Annotated in this window: 23 protein-coding genes and 1 pseudogene; 16 read left to right on the top strand and 8 right to left on the bottom strand. The window is 43.7% G+C overall.

The window, feature by feature from the left end:
* Window positions 1-330 precede the first annotated feature (330 nt).
* The 9 genes from LC048_RS18855 (at window position 331) to LC048_RS18815 (ending at window position 11157) form a co-directional block, all read left to right on the top strand.
* Window positions 331-2514 (top strand): NAD-dependent epimerase/dehydratase family protein, encoded by a 2184-nt coding sequence (locus LC048_RS18855; protein ID WP_226606448.1) that lies wholly within the window; start codon window positions 331-333, stop codon window positions 2512-2514.
* Window positions 2507-3376, top strand: a complete 870-nt coding sequence (locus tag LC048_RS18850; RefSeq protein WP_306048450.1) for a tetratricopeptide repeat protein — start codon at window positions 2507-2509, stop codon at window positions 3374-3376. Before LC048_RS18855 ends, LC048_RS18850 begins: the two co-directional genes overlap by 8 nt.
* Window positions 3377-3385: 9 nt before the next feature.
* Entirely contained in the window at window positions 3386-5221 is a 1836-nt protein-coding gene (locus LC048_RS18845) for a DUF2194 domain-containing protein (RefSeq protein ID WP_226606454.1), read from the top strand.
* Window positions 5218-6642, top strand: a complete 1425-nt coding sequence (gene pelF / locus LC048_RS18840) for a GT4 family glycosyltransferase PelF (RefSeq protein WP_306048449.1) — start codon at window positions 5218-5220, stop codon at window positions 6640-6642. The genes LC048_RS18845 and pelF overlap by 4 nt, the downstream gene beginning before the upstream one ends.
* The gene (gene pelG / locus LC048_RS18835; RefSeq protein WP_226606458.1) at window positions 6623-8056 is read left to right on the top strand and encodes an exopolysaccharide Pel transporter PelG; all 1434 of its coding nucleotides are present in this window, start codon (window positions 6623-6625) and stop codon (window positions 8054-8056) included. Before pelF ends, pelG begins: the two co-directional genes overlap by 20 nt.
* A 15-nt stretch (window positions 8057-8071) precedes the next feature.
* On the top strand, window positions 8072-8200 hold the full coding sequence (locus LC048_RS18830) for a hypothetical protein (protein WP_306048447.1): 129 nt from the start codon (window positions 8072-8074) through the stop codon (window positions 8198-8200).
* Window positions 8201-8263: 63 nt separating this feature from the next.
* Entirely contained in the window at window positions 8264-9754 is a 1491-nt protein-coding gene (locus LC048_RS18825; protein ID WP_306048446.1) for a CotH kinase family protein, read from the top strand.
* 14 nt (window positions 9755-9768) lie between these two features.
* On the top strand, window positions 9769-10362 hold the full coding sequence (locus LC048_RS18820; RefSeq protein WP_306048444.1) for a polyphosphate polymerase domain-containing protein: 594 nt from the start codon (window positions 9769-9771) through the stop codon (window positions 10360-10362).
* A gap of 117 nt (window positions 10363-10479) precedes the next feature.
* Window positions 10480-11157, top strand: a complete 678-nt coding sequence (locus LC048_RS18815) for a DUF4956 domain-containing protein (protein WP_226606466.1) — start codon at window positions 10480-10482, stop codon at window positions 11155-11157.
* Window positions 11158-11369: 212 nt separating this feature from the next.
* On the opposite strand, the gene LC048_RS18810 is transcribed toward LC048_RS18815, so the two are convergent.
* The 4 genes and pseudogenes from LC048_RS18810 to LC048_RS18795 form a co-directional block, all read right to left on the bottom strand.
* Window positions 11370-11495, bottom strand: a complete 126-nt coding sequence (locus LC048_RS18810) for a hypothetical protein (protein ID WP_306048442.1) — start codon at window positions 11493-11495, stop codon at window positions 11370-11372.
* Window positions 11492-11617, bottom strand: a complete 126-nt coding sequence (locus LC048_RS18805; RefSeq protein ID WP_306048440.1) for a hypothetical protein — start codon at window positions 11615-11617, stop codon at window positions 11492-11494. Before LC048_RS18805 ends, LC048_RS18810 begins: the two co-directional genes overlap by 4 nt.
* Before the next feature lie 51 nt (window positions 11618-11668).
* Window positions 11669-12496: a putative glycoside hydrolase gene (locus LC048_RS18800; protein WP_226606469.1), complete on the bottom strand. Its 828-nt coding sequence runs from the start codon at window positions 12494-12496 to the stop codon at window positions 11669-11671.
* A 118-nt stretch (window positions 12497-12614) separates the two neighbouring features.
* Window positions 12615-14349: pseudogene (locus LC048_RS18795) on the bottom strand (ABC transporter ATP-binding protein).
* A gap of 175 nt (window positions 14350-14524) precedes the next feature.
* On the opposite strand from LC048_RS18795, the gene LC048_RS18790 reads away from it, so the two are divergent.
* The 6 genes from LC048_RS18790 (at window position 14525) to LC048_RS18765 (ending at window position 19370) form a co-directional block, all read left to right on the top strand.
* Entirely contained in the window at window positions 14525-14764 is a 240-nt protein-coding gene (locus tag LC048_RS18790) for an ABC transporter (RefSeq protein WP_226606472.1), read from the top strand.
* 200 nt (window positions 14765-14964) lie between these two features.
* A complete protein-coding gene (locus tag LC048_RS18785) occupies window positions 14965-15630 on the top strand; it encodes a YknW family membrane protein (RefSeq protein WP_226606474.1) in 666 nt (221 codons plus the stop codon).
* Between the two features lie 2 nt (window positions 15631-15632).
* Complete coding sequence (locus LC048_RS18780) at window positions 15633-16751, top strand: efflux RND transporter periplasmic adaptor subunit (RefSeq protein ID WP_226606477.1); 1119 nt, start codon at window positions 15633-15635, stop codon at window positions 16749-16751.
* The gene (locus LC048_RS18775) at window positions 16748-17440 is read left to right on the top strand and encodes an ABC transporter ATP-binding protein (protein WP_306048437.1); all 693 of its coding nucleotides are present in this window, start codon (window positions 16748-16750) and stop codon (window positions 17438-17440) included. Before LC048_RS18780 ends, LC048_RS18775 begins: the two co-directional genes overlap by 4 nt.
* Window positions 17437-18630, top strand: a complete 1194-nt coding sequence (locus LC048_RS18770) for an ABC transporter permease (protein WP_226606483.1) — start codon at window positions 17437-17439, stop codon at window positions 18628-18630. Before LC048_RS18775 ends, LC048_RS18770 begins: the two co-directional genes overlap by 4 nt.
* A gap of 338 nt (window positions 18631-18968) precedes the next feature.
* Window positions 18969-19370, top strand: a complete 402-nt coding sequence (locus LC048_RS18765) for a hypothetical protein (RefSeq protein WP_226606486.1) — start codon at window positions 18969-18971, stop codon at window positions 19368-19370.
* Between the two features lie 33 nt (window positions 19371-19403).
* Here LC048_RS18765 and LC048_RS18760 read toward each other — a convergent pair whose 3' ends face one another.
* The 4 genes from LC048_RS18760 to LC048_RS18745 are packed head-to-tail and all read right to left on the bottom strand — an operon-like array spanning window position 19404 to window position 20803.
* Window positions 19404-19583 (bottom strand): hypothetical protein, encoded by a 180-nt coding sequence (locus LC048_RS18760; RefSeq protein WP_306048435.1) that lies wholly within the window; start codon window positions 19581-19583, stop codon window positions 19404-19406.
* Window positions 19584-19593: 10 nt separating this feature from the next.
* Window positions 19594-20154: a hypothetical protein gene (locus LC048_RS18755; protein WP_306048434.1), complete on the bottom strand. Its 561-nt coding sequence runs from the start codon at window positions 20152-20154 to the stop codon at window positions 19594-19596.
* Window positions 20155-20171: 17 nt separating this feature from the next.
* Window positions 20172-20597, bottom strand: a complete 426-nt coding sequence (locus LC048_RS18750; protein WP_306048432.1) for a hypothetical protein — start codon at window positions 20595-20597, stop codon at window positions 20172-20174.
* A gap of 2 nt (window positions 20598-20599) precedes the next feature.
* Entirely contained in the window at window positions 20600-20803 is a 204-nt protein-coding gene (locus LC048_RS18745) for a helix-turn-helix transcriptional regulator (protein WP_226606493.1), read from the bottom strand.
* A 354-nt stretch (window positions 20804-21157) separates the two neighbouring features.
* On the opposite strand from LC048_RS18745, the gene LC048_RS18740 reads away from it, so the two are divergent.
* Window positions 21158-23950, top strand: coding sequence for a response regulator (locus LC048_RS18740; RefSeq protein ID WP_306048431.1), 2793 nt, complete (start codon window positions 21158-21160; stop codon window positions 23948-23950).
* Window positions 23951-23958 lie beyond the last annotated feature (8 nt).

The raw sequence follows: 23958 nt of genomic DNA, 5'->3' as shown, positions 1-23958 counted from the left end.
GATTGAATAGAGCATGAAGGGACAGCCAGTCATGACGGTGGACTCTTAACTCGTCAAACACCAGGTTTATGTGGAAATCAAGCAGGATTTATATTGTCAAATTTTTTGTGCTATAGAGCAAATAAATTACAATAAGAGAGAGCGGGCCAAACGTCTGCTCTTTCTTTTATTTCACTGTTTACTAGTGTAACCAATGGATTTATCTGAAACTAGTTGCCTGAAAGTTCACGAACACATTGGTTTGAAATAACAGATGTCCTTCTGGGTCTTTTGTGCTAGTATTTTTATTGTAGAAGTTTGATGATTTAGATTGGATTGTGGGGAATTGTGATGAGGGTGTTAATTACAGGTGGATATGGTTTTATAGGATCTTCTGTTGCTGAAAGGTTTTATAAAGAAGGACATAAAATATATATTCTTGATGATCTTTCAACAGGTAGGAAAGAAAATATTTCCTTTAGTCATAAAGCCTGGATCTTGGATATTGCCGATCGTAAATGCGAAGAAATTTTCAAAGCTAATCCATTTGATGTCGTGATTCACCTAGCGGCACAGGTTGAAGTGGGCAAGTCCTTTGAAGATCCTGTTCACGATGCCAAGCAGAATATTATTGGATTGATGAACATGCTTGAGCTTTCAAGTAAATACAATGTCAGCAAATTCCTGTTTGCTTCCTCAGCAGCTGTTTATGGGGACCATCCTCAACTGCCGATTCCAGAGGAGGCCCCGTTGTCTCCGCAATCACCCTATGGCCTGAACAAGCTTGCAGGCGAGTATTATACTGAAAAATGGAATGAATTATTCGGCCTGGATACATTGGTGCTTCGTTTTTCCAATGTCTATGGGCCAGGTCAGTCTGCCAAAGGTGAAAGCGGCGTGATTAGCTGCTTTTTGAATAATATCATGAAGGATAAGCCCCTGACTGTCTATGGTGACGGAACACAAACCAGAGACTTTATCTATGTTTCGGATGTGGCAGAGGCGATCTATCGAAGCGTTCTAAGCAATATTCAAGGAATCTTCAATCTTTCGAGCAAAACAAAAACCAGTGTGAATGAACTTATTGCAACCATTCAGACGTTTACGGATATTAAGGAAGTCAGTTATCTTTCAGAAAAACAGGGTGACATCAAGGATTCATGCCTCGACCACTCGAAACTGACCGAAGAAATCGATTGGGTGCCTAAGTATACGATTGAGGCAGGGATGAAGAATACATTCGATTGGTACCGAGAACGAAAAGAGGAGAGCGATCCCTGGAAGGAGCAAGTACCCTCACGGCTTTTTCTTTCATTAAAAAGAAGCCAATACTTTCCGTTCCTCGAGAACCTCTTTGTCTTTGCGTTGTTCTCCTCTCTCAGCCAGTTTCTAAGTCAAACAGTCACTCACATCAATCCCATGCTTGTTTATATTTTCATAATTGGAATGTTACTAGGAAAAAGCCAGGCTTTTATTGCTGTGCTTCTTGCTACTTTCCACCTTATTACAATGAACCTGTCAAATGGGCGAGAACTCGTCTCGATCTTTACGGACTATGGTTTGCTTTTTCAGTTTGCTATTCTTTTGCTTGTTGGCCTTGTTTCCGGTTATGTAATGGACCGAAGAAGGGTCAGGGAGGAAGCGTTACTGGATGATCTGGATGAACTCAAGGAAAAATATCAGTTTCTCGAGTCCATCCATCACGATACCAAACAGAATCACGATCGTCTGCAGCAGCAAATCTTCCAGACGGAAGACAGTGTGGGTAAAGTTTTTGAGGTGATTTCCTCACTTGATAGTCTTGAATCAGTGGAAGTGATCAGCGGTGCAGTCAAAGCTGTGGAAAAGTTGATGAATGTAGATAAGGTCGCACTCTATCATGTGAATGAAAGCCAGCAATTCTTGAGGTTAGCGGGAAAATCCGGAGGAAAAAGCTTTGAAGTCCCCCGCTCCATCTCTGTCATGAGTCATCCGTTACATAAAGAGATTATCAGCAAAAAGAAAGTCCTCATGAACCATGACTGGGAAAATGAAGCCTCGGTGATGGCGGCCCCGGTGATTAGCGGTGAAAAGGTCATTGCGGTCATTGAACTGCATGAACCAAGGTTCGACTCTTTGACGCTGCATTACGAAAATCTGTTCACAGTAATCTCACGGTTGATTTCATCTGCATTATCACGGGGGTATGAATACGAAACAGCTACCTACAGTCAGAGATATATCAGGGGATCACGTATTTTAAAACCAGACGTATTCAAGAAAATGATTCAAAAAAGGGAGCACATGAAGGAAGAAATGAATATTCCATTTTCCTTGCTCGAAATTCCCTGGGTGCCTGAGCTGAAGCAGGTGATCGAGAAAATTTCATCACAGCTGCGTGATACGGACTTCTTGGGAAGCGATGAGGAAGGAAAGCTCTTCATTCTGCTATCAAATTCCACCGAGATGGAAGTTGATGTTGTGGTTGAGAGGCTTAAACGCCAGGATATTGAAGTAGAGAAAGTGAATGACAAAGGAATTCATCAATATGTTTAAACTGTTGATCCTGTACTATGTGCTGGCAGTAATATATCTGATTTTAAGGTTTTTATTTGGAAAAAAGCAGCTTCTAACGCGTTTCATCATCTTGCTTTTTTGTCCATTCATCAGCATTGGCTTGATATGGGCATTGGATAGAAGACAGATTGAACCGAATGGGACCCCTTTCCAGGCGTCAATGGATTATCTCCTTCGCAATAAACATCAGCGCGAAATTTACTTCGAAGAGGATATGGTTGATGTAATCCCATTGGCAGATGCCTTATTACTGAACGAGGATCAGAAAAAAAGACAGATGCTGATCAGGTTATTGAAGGACTACTCAATTGATCATCTTTCGATTCTTAAGAAGGCTTTAGAGAATGAAGATTCGGAGACAACTCATTACGCTGCTGCTGCAATCCAGGAAATGAAACGAAAGCTTGAGACATCCCTGCAAACTCTTGAATATGAAGCCGGGCAAAATCCGGATGATCTTGACATATTATCGGCTTATTCCAAAGCATTATCTGAATATATAAAGAGTGGACTGTTTGAAGAGCGAATGAATATGCGCTATATGTATCAATACAATGATTGTTTGGAAAAACTCATTCAACTTGAACCGGAAGCAAAGCTTCATCATATCGCCAAAATAGAGAATGAGCTAGAACTGAAAGATTATGATTCAGCTAAAAGCGATGCCAAACGTTTTCTTAAATATTTCCCCGACGAGGAAGAGTCATATTTTTCAATGATGAAAGTCTATTACATCCTCAACGATCGTGAAAGCTTCGAGAAAACCATAAATAAGCTTAGGGAGTTCAACAGTCAGACTATCTCCAGCGGGACTGGAGAAATTGAGGTTTTGGCTCAGTAAGGAGTCTTTATGAAAGAAAAGTTCGCCATTCATGCATCTGTGAAAGCAATTGTTGGATTTGTCTTTGTGTTTGGGCTTGTTTTAAGCGTTTTCCAGACAGACTTCATCTTGCTGCTGAACAGCCAAAAAGGGCCAGTTGTGAATGCCCCTAACGAAGAAAAGCGATTGAGTGAAGAAGAGTTGTCTGAAGCAAAGAAGGAAAAGGTATTGATTCTCACCAACTCAAATAATGAGGACAGCGTTAAAATGGCTGATAATCTTGCGCAGACCCTCACGTATATGAAAAAGGATTGGGAAGTGGTGCCCTTTACTAATACGCCACAGGAATTAAATGGATATGAAACCATCGTGATTGCTTTTTCAATGATAGATCAGATGGATCGTTTTAATGAACTTATGGATTACGCAGCGAATGGGGGAAGTGTGTTTTTTGCGATAAGGCCGGAAATTGGCAGCCAGCTCTATCAAATCTATCGTAAACTCGGCATCAATGAAATCGGGGACTATGAGTTGACTGAAGGTGTAAAGGTGAACTCTTCTGTTTTGTTCGGCGCCAAAGGGATGGAATTCCAAGGCGGATTCTTTACGAATTCTTCTTTGTCCTTATCCCTCCAGCAAGATCTTGATGTCTTGCTTGAAACAGGTGAAGGAATTCCTCTGCTGTGGAAACAGGACTTTGAAAAAGGCAGATTCATTTTTTTTAATGGTTCGTCACTAGGTTCGAAGGATAATAGGGGAATTATAGCCGCTGCCATGAGCCTTACCAAAGAGAATTATGCCTATCCGGTCCTTAATGCAAAAGTGGCATTCATCGATGATTTTCCTGCTCCGTTTCCAGAAGGCAATCACCCATTGATTCAAAAAGAATTTCAAATGAAAACGAAGGATTTTTACCAGCGAGTTTGGTGGGCAGATATTCAAAAGGGTGGGGCAAAATATGATGTAGTATATTCCAGTGCGATGATCCAGACATATCAGAATAATGTAGAGCCGCCATTTTCTTTGGAATTGCATAATACTAAGAACCTTTTGATAAGATATGGTCGGGATTTGCTCAAGATGGATGGAGAAATCGGTTTTCATGGCTATAACCATCAATCGTTGACATTGAACGAAAACGATGTGAAGGACCTTGGCTACAAAGTGTGGAAATCCCAGTCAGCTATGGAAGAATCCCTGAAGACACTTGATTCCTATTCCGAGGAACTGTACCCCGGTTATGAGCAGAATCTGTACGTTCCTCCTTCCAATATCATTAGCAAGGAGGGGCTTCAGGCAATTAAAAAGGCTTTGCCAAATGTAGGTATAATTGCAAGTCTCTATCTCCCAAGTGAAGAAAATAAATCGTTCACACAAGAGTTCATTGCCGATGAAGATTTTATCCACCTGCCAAGGATCACCTCAGGCTATGTCATTCAAGATAACCAGTACTGGTCTTTAATCAATTCCCTGAATTCTGTCGGAGTGTTTTCTCATTTTATCCATCCGGATGATGTATTGGATCCAGATCGCAGATTCAACCGGACGTATGAAAAAATGAATGAAAACTATCAAAACTTTTTAAAATATTTATACAAGAAACATGCCTGGCTGAGACCGATGATTGCTTCACAAGCTGGACAGGAAATCTCCGAATATTGGAAAACACAAACCTATATCATGGATACAGAAAACGGAATGACGATTTATAATGACTTCGTTGCGGGTGACTTAACTTTCATTGTCCGTTCAGAAAACGGAATATCCTCGGTAACCAATGGAACGTACAAGGAAATTGATGAGCATGTGTATGCCATCACGACAGACTCTGCCAAGACAACAGTAGAATTTAGGAGAACGCCATGAAGATATGCCTGATTGCTGAAGGATCGTATCCATATATATTGGGTGGCGTCTCAAGCTGGATCCAGCAGATCGTCACTTCCATGCCGCAGCATGAGTTCATCATATATAGTATTGGGGCAAAGGTGGAACAAAAAAGCCGTTATGCTTATCAGCTCCCCGAAAACATAAGCAAGGTAGAAGAAGTATTCCTTGATGAGTTCAAGGCAGGGGAAAGCACCTTCGGCAAGAGTTATGGCCTGACAGAAGAAGAAAAAGCGGTCATTAAATCACTGCTCGATGAAACGGACACCGACTGGATCCTTATTTTTTCCTTATTCTCAAGCGGTCGAATCGACAAAGTAACGGGATTTATCATGAGCCGGGACATCTATGAAATCATCCATGAAGTCTGTCTTGAGAGATACGCTCACTTGCCGTTTACGGAGATGTTCTGGACGATGAGGTCGATGCTGCTGCCATTGTTCGTTGTGCTTATGCATCCTCCACCCCAAGCCGATGTGTATCATAGTGTCTCCACCGGATATGGCGGAGTTGCAGGAAGCATAGCCGCTTTTTTTAGGGACAAGCCATATATTTTGACCGAGCATGGAATTTATACAAGGGAAAGGGAAGAGGAAATCATCAAGGCATCTTGGATTAAGGGCTATCTAAAAGACTTGTGGATTCAGTATTTTTATTCCATGTCTGCTGCTGCCTATACTTTTGCCGATCCTGTCGTTTCCTTGTTTGAAAAAAACAGACAGATACAAATAGCATTAGGGTGCAAGGAAGCGAAGACTCAAATCATCTCCAATGGAGTGCAGCTGCCAGATGCAGCGCCGAAACATCATATGGACAAAACAGATTTTACAATTGGGGCCATTGTCCGTCTGGTACCGATCAAGGATATCAAAACAATGATCCAAAGCTTCGCCCTCGTGAAGCAGAAGCATCCTCGTGCTAAATTTCTGATTATGGGACCAGTGGAAGAGGATGAGGGATATTATCATGAATGCCTGCAATTAGCTGATGCTCTCGAGTTGGCAGATATCGAGTTTACTGGAGCGGTAAAAATCCAGGACTATCTCTCAGAAGTGGATGTGCTTGTATTATCAAGCATTAGCGAAGGGCAGCCGTTAGCAATTCTCGAAGGTTTGGCAATGGGAATTCCCTATGTCACAACAGATGTTGGCAGCTGTAAAGAGATAATTTATGGAACTGGCGAGGATAAAGAGAAGGCTGGATTCGTTGTGCCTGTTATGCACTATGTTGAATTGGCCAATCGCATATCCGAACTTTGTGAATCCGCCCAGTTGCGAAATCAAATGGGCCGGGCCGGGCGAGCACGGGTCCAGATGAAGTATACAGAAACAAAATTCATTAATAGTTATCAACAATTATACGAAAATGTGGTGGATCAGTATGGCAGGAGTAGGTTTTGAACTGCAGAAGTTATTTCATAGACGATCTGTCGCCAACCAGTTGAGGGCCTATGGCTATTCTGCCTTGGCAACAGTCGGACCGATGGCATTTTGCATCGGTTTGATTGCCTTGGCCAGCCAAATCCTTGAATATGCTGGTACTTCATTTCTTGAGAGGGAACGTTTCATGGCGGCAGCTGAATATGCGTTCGTGTTTTCGCAACTCGTTACAGGAGGATTCAATCTGGTCATCTCACGCTATATCGCGGATGAATCATTTGTGAACCGTCCAGAACGAGTGCTGTCTTCACTGTTCGGTCTTGTTGCGATGGCTGTGATGATAGGTGGAAGTCTGGCCTATTGGTTTTACTGGTCTTCACCATTGCCGCTTACCTTCAAAGTCGTCACCTATTTATTTTTTATCCAGTTGATCGTCATTTGGATTCAGTGTATGTACGTTTCAGCTTTCAAGGATTATATGAAAATCGTAAAAAGCTTCTTTGCCGGCTTCATTGTTTCCATCGTATTGATTCTGGTCACCATCTTTTTGTTTGGAAAGAAAGATGCGACTTCTCTGTTCATCTGTCTTGATATCGGTTTTTTCATTATTATGGCAGGCTTTATGCGCTATATCTTACTCTTTTTTCGTGTGAATGATCATGATTACTTTCACTTTTTCATTTATCTGGAGAAGCATCCATTTTTATTTCTTGCTGGTTTTTTCTATACATTAGGGCTGTTTGGTCATACAGTTGTTGCCTGGTTTGGAGAATATCAGCATGTGGTCGATCAGACCTTCTATATTGCTCCCTATTATGATGTCCCGGTATTTTACGCGTATTTGACGATCCTCACGGCGATGATCATGTTCATTGTCGCGGTGGAAACGAAATTTTACACCGTCTACAGGAAATATTATGACCGGATTTTGACGCAATCGCCGCTAAAGGAAATCATTCATGCTAAAAAGCAGATGTTCAAGACCATTGGCCTTGAGATCTCGTTTATTGCGGAAGCCCAGTTGCTGATCGTTATCGCCTTCATGGCACTTGGACTTTTCTATCTTCCTAGGATTGGCTTCACAAATGAACAAATCTATATTTATTTGATCGTTACGCTGGGCTATTATTTTTTCAGTATTTTCTATACTATGTTTCATTTCATCTTGTATTTTGACGATAAAAAAGGAGCAATGATCTCTGCTGGCACATATGCGTTGTTAAGTGTATTTTTTACCGTAATCATTTTGTATACAGGTCACTACGGTCTATCAGTGTTCTTGGCAGGTGCTGTGGCAGTTGTCATAACAGGAAAACGGCTGACCTTTTACTTAAATGAGCTCGATTATTATACATTTTGCGCCCAACCGCTGTTCCGCACAGAAGAAAACTATAAAGTTAGTAAACTTCTTGAAAAATTAAAACTCTTTCAGTAGGAGGGAAAATGACCATTGCTAAACAGGCAAAATAACATTCTGCTGACATCACTGCTGATCCTATTTGCTCTTTTGCCAGGGTGCCAGCAGGCAGATCCTTATGAAGAGAAGGCTGACCCCGCACTGAATGAGAGGAAAAAATAGGCCCAAAGCGGATTAATTGAGGACAAACGGATTTATCAGGAGGAGTCACTAGAAGTCGTTGACATGTACATTACGATTCCAAAGGATAATAATGACAGCTTTTATGAGTTGAATCATTGGTATGATTTAAACAGCAGCAACACAGACAGTCCTTCCCTGGATGTCGTCTTCTCGTTGAATGGAAAGAAAGAAGAAGCACCGGGGCTGTCAACAGCTCAGACAAATGCCACCATGTCGATCAGAGGACGTTCTAATAGGGTTGCTCCGCAGAAATCCTACAAAATAAAGCTGAAGGATTCGGCGGGTCTTTGGAAAGGTCAGCGGACGCTGAATCTGAATAAACACAGTTATGATATGACGAGGGTGCGGAATAAACTTTCTTTTGACATGTTTAAAAACATCCCTGACATAGCCAGCTTCAGAACGACATTTGTTCATTTATATGTCAAGGATGAAACAGAAGGAAATGCCTTATCAGAATTCAAGGATTATGGATTATATACTCATATTGAACAAGGAAATGAGCGATACTTAGCTGCGCGCGGACTTGACCCAAATGGCCAGCTTTACAAAGCAGAGAACTTTGAATTCTTCCGGTACCCAGATGAAATCAAGATGGCTGACAACGAGGGTTATGATAAGAAGTTATTTGAACAAAGGCTGGAAATTCACGGCAGCGAAGATCACCAGAAACTGATTGAAATGCTTGAAGATGTTAATGATTACAAAATGCCGATCAATGATGTGATTGACAAGCATTTTGACAGGGATAATTATGAAACATGGCTTGCTGTCAACTTGCTGATGGACAATACAGATGTTGTTTCACAGAATTTTTATTTATACAGCCCATTGAATGATAATAAATGGTATTTTATCCCATGGGATTATGATGCAGCTTGGGGATGGGAAGATGAAGAGTCTTCCATTGAATTTCCTGATTGGGAGGATGGGATTGGCCTTTTTTGGGGAGTCAGTCTTCATAATCGTTTCCTGAAGGATCAGCGGAATGTTGAGTCCCTTTCTGCCAAAATGGAGGAATTATCCAAGATCATAAACGAAGAAAACACGAAGGAGTATTTGACCACTTATCGTAAGATTGTTGAGCCTTTTATTCAAAGGCAGCCGGATGTCAATTTCCTGCCTATGAAAGCTGAAAGTTTCTCGAAAGCTTTCGATGCGCTGGCAGCAGTTCCAACTCGTGAATATCAGGACTATTTGGATTCTTTGGAAAATCCGATGCCATTCTTCCTGAATGCTGCCAATGTCAGCGCTGGCGGGATTACCCTTACGTGGGAACATTCTTATGACCTGCAAATGGACGATCTTTCCTACACAGTGGAAATCAGCAATAATCCTGATTTTCAAAATCCATTGGTTAAAAAGGAACAATTACGCGCGGCTTCTTTCTCGACAGAGACGCTGCCAGCAGGTATCTATTATTGGAAGGTCATTGCCTATGACTCAAAAGGCAACTCTCAGAAGGCCTTTGATGCCTATGAAGATGATGACGGCAATATTTATCATGGCGTACAAGCATTTCGAGTCGAGTAAAGGCGGAGAGTAGAATGAGGAAACTAAGGCATGAACTTAAGTATTATATCAGCTACACCGATTACCTGATATTAAGGAAACGGCTGGCGCTGCTACTTAAAGCGGACCGTCATCATGTTTCAGAAGAAGGATACCGGATTACCAGCTTATACTTTGATAATGCAGAAGGTACAGACATATATGATAAAGTCAATGGGATAAAGAATCGAAAAAAGTTCAGAATCCGTATCTATAATGAAAATACAGGAACGATCAATCTTGAAAAGAAAAGCAGGTTTGGTGATATCGTCGAAAAAACGACAGCCTCTATTAATATGGATATCTATCATCAGCTGCTCAGCGGTAACTTTTCAATTTTAGGCGAAATGGAGGATCCCTCTGCAAAGGATTTCTACCTGTTAAGCAGGTCGCAGTTGATGAGGCCTGCAGTTATTGTTGATTATATAAGGGAAGCCTATGTCGACCCTTTCCATGATATCCGGATCACTTTTGACAAACAGCTGAATTCGGTATGGAATACGCACGATCTGTTCGATGAGCACGCAGTTGGCAGAGAGGTATTACAGGACGGAGTGATCATAATGGAAGTGAAATACAGGCATTTTTAGCCAGAATCACTTCAGTCTGTCCTCCAGCTTGGCAGCTATGAGAGACAGGCGATATCCAAGTATGTCCTGTGCCGCGAAGAACGGATCAAGCAATTTAAAGAGTGAGTGGGGAAGAAAATGGAACAGACCAACTTTAACGATATCGTAAAAAAGAGTTTTTTGAATGTGGAGGCCTTTCAACAGCTTCCATTCTTGAACATCCTTATCGGATTACTGATTTCTTTTGCTATGGGGATGTTCATTTATTATATTTATAAAAAGACATACCGAGGCGTTGTCTATAGTGATAGTTATAATATCAGCCTTGTACTGATGACCTTGATTACTAGCATTGTCATCATGACAATCAGTACGAATATCGTCCTGTCCTTAGGGATGGTAGGTGCTCTGAGTATTGTCCGCTTCAGGACCGCAGTAAAAGATCCCAGGGATATCGTGTTCATGTTTTGGGCCATTTCTGTCGGTATCGCAGCAGGAGCAGGAATCTTTTCGGTGGCGATCATTGGCTCCCTGTTTGTGGCGGCTGTCGTTTTGCTCATGACAAAGAAAAAGTATAACCATTTCGCCTATCTGCTCATCATCCGCTACCATAACGATAGCCATGAGGGAGTGAAGAAGGAAACCGCGAAAATCGATGCAGTGCTCAAGTCGAAGATCATCCGCCACGATGTGACTGAACTGACAATGGAAGTAATCCTGAAGGTTGATAACACCTCTTTTGTTAACAGACTATCCAGTATCGAAGGGGTAGAGGATGTATCGCTTGTCCAATATAAAGGGGATTATGTGAGTTAACGGTAATTTGGAAAGACGGCAAGAAATAAGTGGAAAAGCCCTTGCACCGATAAGGAGCAAGGGCTTTTCACTATTGTACAGAGAATTCTTAACGAATTTGCTTTTTCAGCTCCTGCTTGGGCTGACCAAGGCGAATGCGCTATTCTCTGTCCAGCTCCAGCGCCTAGCCCCTCGAGACGCTTCGGTCCGCCCAATGAAGTCAAAGAACGACTTCACCGGTCGGCCCTCCAGCGCTTGTCGGGGCTGACCAAGGCGCTTGCGCTATTCTCTGTCCAGCTCCAGCGCCTAGCCCCTCGAGACGCTTCGGTCCGCCCAATGAAGTCAAAGAACGACTTCACCGGTCGGCCCTCCAGCGCTTGTCGGGGCTGACCAAGGCGAATGCGCTATTCTCTGTCCAGCTCCAGCGCCTAGCCCCTCGAGACGCTTCGGTCCGCCCAATGAAGTCAAAGAACGACTTCACCGGTCGGCCCTCCAGCGCTTGTCGGGGCTGACCAAGGCGCTTGCGCTATTCTTATTCCCATTCATTATATATACTTGAATTGTTCTGATATGGAATGAATCCTTGTTTCTTGCTGTATTGTCTGCTTTTTTCATCGGGTGCGACTGTGAAGACAGCAAGCTTCTGTTCTTTTTTGAAAAATTCAATCCAATTTTGACCCCATTCGCTGTTCTCCAATCGGGAAATATCAAAGTTTTCCCACATGATCCCATTCACTAGATTTTTGGTTGTTGTCTTGTAGGTATCGAAGCCCCAGTTCTGTAGAATCAAGATTTCCGGATCCTGCTGTTTAAGGGCCGTAAGCAATTGGAGATAACCATCCCTGAGTTTTTGTTTCGTTTGTTCATCCTTATAAAAATAATCATCAATGTCACCTGCAGTATCAATGAAAATCCCATCCACATCTTTACTCAGGATATGATTTCTGGCATCTGTCAAAAGCAGCTCTTGATAGTGCTTGCTTGATAGATCCATAAGATAGGTGTCCCACTCTTGTATATACTTTTTCTTTTTATCCACGAACAGGTAGTCGGATTCTTCTACTTTTTTCACTAAGCCTTCATTCCACGTCTCCAGCTCCATGACACTTAAATAGCCCAGAACAATTGTCCCGTCCTGTTGTATGGTTTTAATTTGTTCAGAGGTGTATTCATGTGTTTCGATTATCACCATATCGAACTTGCGCATCTCTTCCAATATATTTTCTGTGGGCGATCCATAAAAGATTTTATAATCGCTTATTTTTAATAAACGTTCCTTGTTGCCAAAAAACTGAAACCAGGTGAAGGCAGTCAATAATGGCAACACAATCAGCAAAGTTATTGTCAGCATTTTTTTCATCTCCAAAATCCTCCACTCTAACCTTTGCTAGTATACCATTATTAAAGGTCCCTTCATTTTTATTTTAAAAAAAATGACCGGAATCATGGGGAAGGAATTTCCTCTATAGAATGGACTTTTATGCCAGCTGCTGCTGTGCAAACTCTCTATATAAATCATGTGTTTGGATTAATTCCCGATGGGTGCCGATTCCGGTCACTCTTCCTTTTTCGATAAAAACTATCTTATCTGCATTAACGATGGTGGAGAGCCTGTGTGCAATGACGAATGTCGTCCGGCCATCCATCAGGCGGGTCAATGCTTGCTGGACGATGCCTTCTGATTGGCTGTCGAGGCTGGCGGTGGCTTCGTCCATCATCAGGATTTTCGGATCGCGGAGGAAGGCACGAGCGATTGCAATCCGTTGCCGTTGTCCCCCCAGATAATTTGACGCCACGTTCGCCGACTTCTGTATCAAGTCCTTTTGGGAAATCTGCGATGAATTGGTCGGCATAGGCCATTTTTGCGACCTCCCACAGGCGCTCATCGGGAATTCTGTCTCTGTTGTCCAGCCCATAATATAGGTTTTCACGGATGGTGCCGGCCATCATCGCACTTTCCTGGGAAACATAGCCGATTTGGTTGCGCCATGAGTTTAGCGATAATTCTCGAATCGGCGTGTCACCAATCCGGATTTCTCCTATAGTCGGTTCGTAAAAACGTTCGATAAGCCCAAACATGGTCGTTTTGCCGCCGCCGCTTGGTCCGACGAAAGCAACCATCTGTCCAGGCTGCGCATCCAGCGAAACGTCCTCAATGACGGGTTCTTCCTCACTATAGGCAAAGCTGACATTATCGATGGTGATCGGCAGGTTGCTAATGTCTGTTTCGATGCCTTCCTGGCCTTCTTCAAGTTGCTGATCGAGTATCTCGATAATGCGTTCTGTCGCGCCCTTCGCTTTTTGCAGCTGGGTAAAGAACATCGCGAACGAAGTGATCGGCATGATGATCTGGAACAAGTAAAGCAGGAAGGCGATGAGTGCACCTGTCGACATTGTCCCATTTACTACGCGCATACCGCCGTAGGCAATGATGATGACGATGACGACCATGATCATCAGCTGCATGATCGGACCAATCAACGCGAAGATCCGCGCTTCCTTCAACCCAAAGTTGAACAGCTTATCAATCCCGCCATAGCCATTGTCTTCTTCAATCTTTTCAGCCGTAGAGGCTTTCATTAAGCGGATTTCACCGAGAGTCTGGGTGATATGTCCGGTGAAAACTGCTGTCTCATCCTGCAGCCCGCGTGCGACTTTTGCCATTTTCCTGCCGAGAGGGATCATGATGGCGAGCGTCAGTGGCACGGAAATGAGCATGAGCAAGGTCATTTTCCAATCCATCACGAGTAAAATCACGACAGCACCAATGATGGAGATGATCCCGGTGGCGAAATTGGGAAAATAATTCGTGATCAGTTCCTTGACTATACTCGTATCATTAACAATCCGGCTGACCGTTTCGCCGCTGGACTGCTTGTCAAAGTAACGGACAGGCATGCGGATCAGCTTGGACCACATCTTTTCGCGCAGCCTCGCGACGACCTTTTGCCCAACATAGCTGAGCAGATAGATGGAAATTCCGCTAATCAATGCCTGAATAATGAAGGCAGCGCCAATCGCGATGATGAGCGGAACGCTGATTGCCTCAACCGAAAATCCGTCGACCAGATTTTTCGTCAGAAGCGGAACCACCAGGCCAGCCAGAGTAGTGATGAGACTGGCAGCCATACCGGTGAACAGGGCCGCCTTCGGAATATTTGTCGATAAAATTAAATTGAGGAAAGGCTTTAAACTTGTTTGCTGTTTCTGCATTACAATTCTCCTGTTCATTCTAGTTAATTCCATCATAAACCACTTTCAGTATAGATGAAAATATGGGGGTAAGACATAAATTGATAAGATAATCGCCTCTTTTACCTTTAAAAATAAACAAGCATTCTGGTACATGCATATGATGGAATTGAACAATAGTTTGGAGGTGAAGCATATGAGTAACGGTGTTCATGCTGCGTGCAGTGTGTTCGAATTGTTCCTTGGTGTCCTGGTGGGGGTAGGGTTGATTCTGTTGTCTACTTTTGGATTAGTCGCTGGGGTCCTGGCATTCCTTGGCCCATTGGCTGCTACTATAGGTACAATTATAGGAGTAATTGGTCTAATCGTCGTCATCCTGTTTGCCTACTGCATCATACGAAGGTTATGGCGTTGTTGTTTTGGCGGCCGGTGCTAAAAGATTGAATAATATTGAAGAAACAGTCTCTAATTCTTATTTGAGGCTGTTTTTTTCGTTTGGCTTTCTCCTTGCACGAGAAGGTCTTTTTCAAGGTAATACTCCCAACAAATTATAAAATTGGTTAATTTTGAAACTTTTTACATGCCAGTCTCGTAAAAGGTAAGTCGAAAGGCTTAAAAAGAATGGGAGTGTATGTAATGGAGCAAGAATTGAAAAGCAAAATCGAGAAACCGAGTTTAATAGGGATGTTCTGGAGTCCGGGAGAGCAATTTGATCGGATTAGGAAGAACCCGAAGATCTGGATTCCGCTGATTTTAGTGAGTATTCTGTATGCCATTGGCATGTATCTGATGACATTGTCAATGGATGCCTCTTACCTTGGGCTTGATGGAATGAGTGAGGAAGAAGCCGCCATGGTACTGGCTTTTTCAAAGATTACGGTTGCAATTACAGGAATCCTGACACCAGTGTTCGTAGTGCTGATATCAAGTGCGATTTATATGATTTTTACAAAAATCAGTGGTTCTGATGTAACATTCAAGCAATTATTTTCAATGAATACACATATCATGATCATCGGTGCTGCCGGCCTGTTGCTGAATATGCTCCTTAGGGCGGCGATTGGCGGTAATCCTGAAATCTTCATTACGAGTCTTGCCGGCTTGCTGAATAGTGACCAGGCGGGTGTTCTTGGATCGATCGAGGTATTTTCCATCTGGCAGTCGATTTTGACAGCGATCGGGCTTCAACGTGTTGCGGGTTTGTCAAAAGGATGGGCATGGGGCATTGCCATTGTCTTCTTCCTGATTGGTATCGGCTTCGCCATTATTGGGGCCATGTTCTCTAACACAATGGGTGTCTAATCATGAATAAGAAAATTTGGATTGCCATTGGCGTAGCCGGCCTGGTGCTGCTGATGGCAGGGGTGAGCATTTACAGGCAAGCCTTTGCAAAGGGACCGGAAGTGAAGGTGCAAAATCCGTCGAAGGAAGAAATCGCCGATGAAATCATGATTCCGGGAACTGTCGTACTCGAAGAAGAACAGAAGGTTTACGCTTCACCTGAGAAAGGCAAGCTGGCTGAGATTTTGGTTAAAGAAGGCGAAACGGTCAAAAAAGGTGATGTGTTGGCAAAGTATGATCACAGCGCTTTGAAGCTGGAACTGGAGCGAGTAAAACTTCAGGCAGAATCAGGCTACTTGCGAATCAATCAGCTGGATAAAAAGATAAAAGACGTACGGGAAAAGGAATCTGAGCTCAGCAAGCAAATTGGAAAAAAAGCTGCTAAAGAACAGACTGAAGCGGAAATCGACCAGTTCGAGGCTGAAAAAAGGCTTGCAAACATCGACCTCAGACAGGTGCTGCTCCAGCAGAAGGATACAGAAGCACGTCTGCAAGACTTAGAGATTAAGAGCTCGATAGATGGCGTGGTCCTCCAGGTGAATGAGGAAAGCCCAGCAGATCCTGCGGCGGCAGTGAAGCCAGTAATTCATATTGGGGATCTTGATGCTAAAGGAGCCTCCGGGCTTTTATCCGAGTTTGACAGCATGAAGGTAAAAGAAGGACAGAAGGTCAAGCTTCATTCAGATGTTCTTCCGGAGAAGGAGTGGAATGGTGTCGTAGAGGAAATTGCCGTCTTCCCGGAAGAAACACAATCACAGGCAATGGGTGGTCCTTCTGCCGTACAGTATCCTATTAAGGTGAAAGCAACTGATATGGAGTTGAAGCCAGGATTCCAGCTGATCATGGAAATCGAAACAGAACGCAAACATGCGCTTACGGTTCCGGCAGCGGCTGTCCTGACTGACAAGGATTATGTCTATGTGTTCCTTTTAAAAGAAGGAAAAAGCCACAAGCAGGAGATCGAAACAGGAATCGCTTTTGGCAGTAAAATGGAAGTTATCAGCGGTTTGAGTGAAAAAGATAGGGTCATTGTCAATCCGTCCGACGATTTGAAGGATGGAATGGAAGTGGATGTAAAATGATCGAACTGAAACAAATTACCAAATCCTTCGCAGTCGGCAGGGAAACGATCGATGTTTTAAAAGGGATCGATTTAAGCATTCAGGCAGGAGAATCGGTCGCCATCATGGGACCGTCTGGTTCGGGAAAGTCCACACTGATGAACATCATCGGCTGTCTCGACAAACCGACAACAGGCGAGTATGAGCTGGCTGGAGAAAATGTCTCCCGCTATTTGGATGCAGAACTTGCGAAGGTGAGGAACCAATCCATCGGCTTTGTCTTTCAACAGTTCCATCTGCTGCCGAGGCTGACAGCAGTCCAGAATGTCGAGCTGCCGATGATCTACAGTGGAATTTCGAAAAAGGAGCGCCTGGAGAGGGCGAGGGCTGCCCTTGAAAAGGTCGGCCTCGGTGACCGGATGGACCACTTTCCAAATGCCCTGTCAGGGGGGCAAAAACAGCGAGTGGTCATTGCCAGGTCGATCGTGAATGAACCGAAAATCATTCTCGCTGACGAACCGACCGGCGCACTGGATACGAAAACGAGTCAGACGATCATGGAGCTTTTCACCGGTTTAAATGAGGAAGGCTCAACGATTGTATTGGTCACCCATGAGCGGGAAGTCGCAGAATATGCGCAGCGGACGATCATGGTCAGGGACGGGCTGATTGTCTCTTCCACAAGTACTGGAAGGGGGATCCGCACATGAACATGATGGAAAATCTCCGGATGGCCCTCGGGTCGCTGAAGGCACATAAAATGCGATCGATTTTAACGATGATCGGCATCATCATCGGCGTCGGCGCTGTCATCATTGTGGTGGCGATCGGCCAGGGCGGGGAAGCGATGTTGAAGACCCAGCTAACTGGACCTGGAAACACGATTGAGCTGTTTTACCAGCCGTCTGATGAAGAAATTCAGGCAAATCCCAATATATTCAACGAAGCTGCTTTTGAGCAGGAAGACATCCGCGCGCTCGAAAAAATCCCTGAGATCAAGCAGGTAGTGGCATCGAGCTCGCAGCTCTCGAAGGCTTCCTTCGGTCAAGAAACTGTGGACGCCTCGACCACGGGAGTGAGCCAGGCCTTTTTCGAAATGAACGATATCCAGGCGGAGAAAGGCAGGAGCTTCACGGCAGCTGATTTCCTCGGCGGCAGAAGGGTCGGGATTGTCAGTTACTCGATGCAGGAGGAATTGTTCGGCGGCGAATCACCAGTGGGAAAAGTCATCCGCATCGGTGTGCAGCCGATTGAGATTGTGGGAGTGCTGGAGAAGCCTACCGGGCTATTCGCGTTTGGGGCGATGCAAATTTATGTCCCAGGTAAGACATGGCAAGTGATCTATGGTAAGAATGATTTTACCCAGGTGACACTTCAGGCAGCCTCAGCTGACGAACTGCAGATAGCCGGGAAAAAAGCAGCAGATCTCTTGAACAAAATGCATGACACCAAGGATTCCTACATGGTTATCAATATGGAGGAAATGGCCGAGGGAATCGGGAAAATCACCAACGTCATGACGCTGATCATCGGCAGCATCGCCGGGATTTCGCTGTTTGTCGGCGGAATCGGCGTCATGAATATCATGCTCGTATCGGTAACGGAACGGACGCGGGAAATCGGCATCAGGAAGGCGCTTGGCGCGACAAGATCGCAAATCATGACCCAGTTCCTGATCGAATCCGTCACCTTGACACTGATTGGTGGAGTGCTCGGCATCCTGCTCGGCTGGGGATCAGCTTCGGTGATTTCCTATTTTGCCGGCTGGCCATCGCTCGTATCCTGGCAAGTCGTGACCGGCGCCATGCTGTTCTCAATGATCATCGGCATTGTCTTCGGGCTGTTGCCTGCCAATAAAGCGTCAAGGCTGGATCCAATCGATGCATTGAGGTATGAATAGAAATGCAGCTAGTGCCGCTTTTCGCGGCTCCGCTGTTTGGTGAAATTGGAAAAAGTGCAGCGGGTGCCTGAAAAGGTTCTCGTTGCATTTTTAATTGGAAAAAAGGCCGGTAAATTTCCAATTCGCTATAAAAATTAGAAATTCGCTATAAAAAAGAGATTTTCGCTATAAAAATTAGAAATTCGCTATAAAAATAATTTTTTCGCTATAAAATTTGGATTTTCGCTATAAAAACTTTTCAGTGCAGGTTATTTATTTACTTGTATATTGTTATTACTGCGATTTCATGAATAGTAAGTCAATCCTGATGAATTTTTAACAAAAAAGTGGTGAACGCAATGACTTGCCATTATTTTATCGCAACAATGAGGCCAATAGAGGAATTCCATGTTAACGGACAGGATGGTCCTTTCATAAGTGGTGAGGCTTATAAAAAGGAACTGCCGCTTTCTCTGCCATATGTGTATGAATACGGAAGCGAGGATTCCGAATTCCTCACATTTCTGGATGATTTCATGCAATTTGGCGATGTGGTGGAGTTTTACATATATGAAGAAGGGAAGTGGGGGAGACCTTTGTCTTACAATCTTCCCGAAGAAGCCCGGACGATCAATCTATTCAAAAAAACTTATAAAAATGAATATGGTGAATACCAGCTGGATGAGAAGGACTGGAAGGAAGAGCTCGCCAGAAAGACGATTGCCTCGAAGCGGAGTATCACTACCTTCCTAAAATATTGATCACGACAAAGCCACTTGGAATCACAAGTGGCTTTAGAGGGTTACCAATCTTTCATGATGGATATGATCCAGCTTTTCTTTTAACAAATCAGCGAATTCATCAGGCTGGTCGATGTAGAATAGCACTTTTTGCACTTCTTTTTCCTGGCCGAAGTATCCTCTTGCAATCATCGGTTGTTTGAAGATAATCTCATATTTCGCCTCATCACTCATCCCGAAAATCCTAGTTAGCGCCCTCGGGGAAGGCAGTGGCATGGAACACTCCCTTTTCATGGATGATCCCGCCGCTGTTATTGTATTTCAATTTGGCTGGCTGAATTTTGTCAATATCGCCGAAAGAAAAATTCAATTCCCGCCGAACGCCGATTTTTATGTGGATCGCATCCTTCTTTACAATAATCGGTGTATTCCTCAACAAATTATAATCTCCCATTATGTAAAAGACGCTGTAAATATGAAGCAGCAGCATGGCTAAAGCGATTTCCGGCTCTTCTTTTCTTAAATAAATATGGAAAACAATCATCTCGATGACTTGTTCATGGATGAGGGCGAGATACAGCCAGAAGTAACTTGAATTTTTATGGTAATAGAAAGTCTCTGGGTTACGGGACGGTATCTTCCATTTGAAAAAAGCATAAAACAGGATTTTCAATTCTTTTTTGTAAATCAACAACAAGGGATTCTCGGTAATTTTTCCTTTTCTATACAAAAGAAATAAATGCACAAGAAAGCCTTCGAGCAGCACAACAAGAATGACACCCGTGACGATTAAACGTGTCTCCATAAAAAATTCCTCCTGTTTTACGAGTATCGTTTCATTTGGAACCAATAGATCAGGTACTGTGCAACTCCCATGATGATGAACAGAATGATCGGCAAATATGGAATGTGATTCAAGTAAGCAGTAAGGGCAATCGCTATTGGAATGAATAAAGCAAAGAAGATATACACCTTTCTCGCTGCCTTAAAAGTCAGCCATTGCATCCCTTCGTCCTCTTCGCGCATTTCCATCGGAATGATGCTTGGTTTTATCGGATCTTCAGGGTTGCGTTTGTTATAAAGCGGAATCACGGCAACCATGATAAGAATTGGAATGCCCAAAACCATCGGATCAATCGTAAGCCAGACCGGGACATGCTCGCTATAATAATTGCCAATCATGATTATACCCAGTCCCAATATAAGAACCATATTGAATAACGGTGATTGAAACGTTCTTTTTAACACGGTCATTTCTCTCCTTCTAAGCGAAACACTTCTTCGACTGGTACTTCGAAGACAGCTGCTATTTTTAATGCGAGGGTGACAGAGGGCGCGTAATCTCCTTTTTCAATCAGTCCAATCGTCTGTCTCGTCACGCCGATTTTATCTGCTAAGTCTTGCTGTGAAAATCTGAATCTTGCCCGAAATTCACGAACAGAGTTTTTTAACATTTCCACGTTTACTCCTTTGGGAAAATTTGTTTTTATAATTAAAATGTAATATATCCTTTGCATTTTGTAAATGATTATTAACATAAACTTTTGATAATTTAGTTTTGTAAGTAGGAATGAGAAAGGTCGTCGAGTGAGGGGCTTTTTCTGTTGAAAAAATATTCGAACGTTCTGGAGTGTTTTTCTCCGTTTTGTAGTAGCTACTGGTTCTGTTTGTGACTGTTTTGTTCTTCCTTAGCCCATACGCCGATGATTTTGTCGGATTCTGGCTTTCGAGGTGTTGTAAATAGCGAATTGGCTGGATTTTTGCTATATTAATTGAATAGCAGATGTTAAAAGGAAGCGGGAGATAAAATGGGCTTTAAAAGGAAGCAATATGTCGGCTTAGGACTGACGGTCTTCTTTTTGTTCCTCTTATTGATTACTATTCTAGTGATGATGAACTCAATCAGGGAAAACCTGCTTGAAATTGTAGAGGACCGTTATTATAAAGTAAATGAAGTGACGGAGATTAGGCAGCAGCTGTACCAAAGAGATCGGAACCTTGTTCATTTAATCACGGATAATAGCGGTGAGAATAGAACGGGAATGGACATGGATGAAAATTCTGCGAGTATAGCAGGTATCAGCGACAGGCTTGTTGAATTGGCCGTGAAGTTAAATAGGGAAAGGTCCAAAGCCTTGATATTCCAAGTTCAGGATTCCTATAAAGAATATTCCTCCATGGAGATGGAGATCCGGAGACTCCTTGAAAATGGAACTAGCCAGGCGGAATTGCAGGAGATTTACCAAAAAGAATTGACTGTAAGGGATCAGTTATTCAGCAGTATCGACGAATTCAAGGGTTTTCAGGAATCCTTGATGAATACTGCTTTAAAAGATGCGACCGAAACCTATGACAATATGATGATAGGCGTGATCGGGATAGTGATTCTGGCCATTTTGCTGATCACGGGTGTCATGGTCTGGGTCATCAGAGGGACTGTCAGGACGGTCCACTCGTTTACTGAAACGATTAAAGAAGTGGATTATGATGATTTGTCCTCCATTCCAAGGATGGATGATGGAGTGAAGGGTGAATTCGGGGAGATTGCCAAAGCCTATAATTCAATGGCAGCTTCGATGGAGATCCTGACGGAAAAGGAAAAGAAATACAATGAAGACATGATCGAGCAAAACTGGATTCAGTCCAACTCGTCCGATATCGTCAAATTTTACAGCAGGCATGTGGACACAAAAGCATTAACCGAGAACTTCATCACCAAGCTGACTCCGCTTATGGGTGGGGATCTGGGAGCTTTTTACCTCAAGGATGAGGCGGCAGCGCATTTCAGAAAAATTGCTTCCTATGCGGATGGACAAGGCAGGGATGGATTTGATGAGGGCGAAGGGCTTGTCGGTCAATGTGCTGCAGAGAAAAAGATGCTGATCCTGAATCAAGTTCCGGCAGATTATCGGGTGATATCGACTGGGCTTGGGGCGGCAGTGCCGCAAAGTATTATCATCGCGCCTGTCTTATTGAAGGATGAAGTCATTGCAGTAGTGGAAATCGCCAGTCTGTCAGCGTTCACACCTGGAAGCCAGAAGCTGCTTGAAAATGTTCTTGAAACACTTGGGATTGGCATCACCAATATCCTTGGGCGCATGGAGGTTGAACGTCTATTGCTTGAATCACAGGCACAGACGGAAGAACTGCAGGCTCAATCAGAGGAGCTTCAATCTCAAGCGGAAGAGCTCCAATCCCAATCAGAGGAATTACAGATGCAGACGGAAGAACTGCGTATTACGAATGAGCAGTTGGAAGAGCGAACTCGTGATGCCGAGCTGAAGTCAGAAGAGCTGCAGGCAGCAAAGGAAGCACTCGAGCAAAAAGCGAAAGAGCTTGAGCAGAGTTCATCCTATAAATCGGAATTCCTTGCCAATATGTCACATGAGCTAAGGACACCGCTGAACAGTATCCTGCTTCTGTCCGAGATGCTGCTCGATGATGCAGAACATGGGCTTTCCGATGAACAGAAGGAGTTCTCAAAAGTCATTCATTCTTCCGGCCAGGACCTCTTGAATTTGATCAATGATATTCTTGATTTATCAAAGGTTGAAGCAGGAAAGCTTGAAGTGAGTTTTGAGGAAGTATTCCTTGATGAATTTGCCGGCCGGCTGGAAAGACAGTTTGACCAGGTTGCCAAGAATAAAAAGATCAATTTTATCGTGACTAAGACAGATGATATTACACCGATTATCTATACGGATGAACAAAGGCTGCAGCAGATTTTGAAAAACCTGCTGTCAAATGCATTCAAATTCACAGAAGAGGGTACGGTATCGATAAAAATCGAAAAAGCACCTGAAGAAGAAACCATTGGCTGTCCGCTGGCAGGCCATTCCGATACATGGGTGAAGTTTACCGTCACCGATTCGGGGATTGGGATTCCTTCCGAAAAACAGCGCATGATTTTCGAAGCATTCCAGCAAGTGGATGGTGCCATTATGAGAAAGTATGGCGGAACAGGGCTGGGCCTCTCCATCTCCAGAGAATTCTCCCATCTGTTGGGCGGAGTCTGCAAGGTGGATAGCAAGGAAGGCGAAGGAAGTACGTTTACCGTCATTATTCCGAACTTGCCGAATGGGTATCCTGCAGCTGACATGGATCTTCTGGAATTCCAGAATGAAGTGGCGGCAGCGGTTGAGCCATCTATGAATGACACGAAAGAGCGCGGAGAAGTCACTGCTGATCATCAGCAGGAGCAGGAGAGTGGACCTGATAGAACCACTGTCCTGACCGGGAAAACAGTAGTCGTCGCCGATGATGACCACCGCAATATTTTTACATTGAAAAATGTCCTAAAAAAAGAAGGGATGAAGGTGATCACTGCTGAAAACGGTGTGATTTGCCTTGAAAAGATGAATGAACTGGACGCGGTGGATATCGTTCTGATGGACATCATGATGCCTGTTATGGATGGATATGAAACGATCAGACAAATCCGGCAGACTGGCAGCCATAGCGAAACGCCGATCATTGCTCTGACGGCTAAGGCTATGAAAGGCGATCGGGAGAAATGTCTCGATGCCGGAGCGAATGATTACATCAGCAAACCGATGAAACTGGACCAGCTGCTGTCGGCAATGCGAGTATGGCTCTCTTAAGGACAGCG

The sequence above is a fragment of the Mesobacillus subterraneus genome, assembly GCF_020524355.2.
Lineage (GTDB): Bacteria > Bacillota > Bacilli > Bacillales > Cytobacillaceae > Mesobacillus > Mesobacillus subterraneus_C.
Note: the sequence above shows the minus strand (reverse complement) of the source record. Positions and strands in the feature narration are given on the sequence as shown.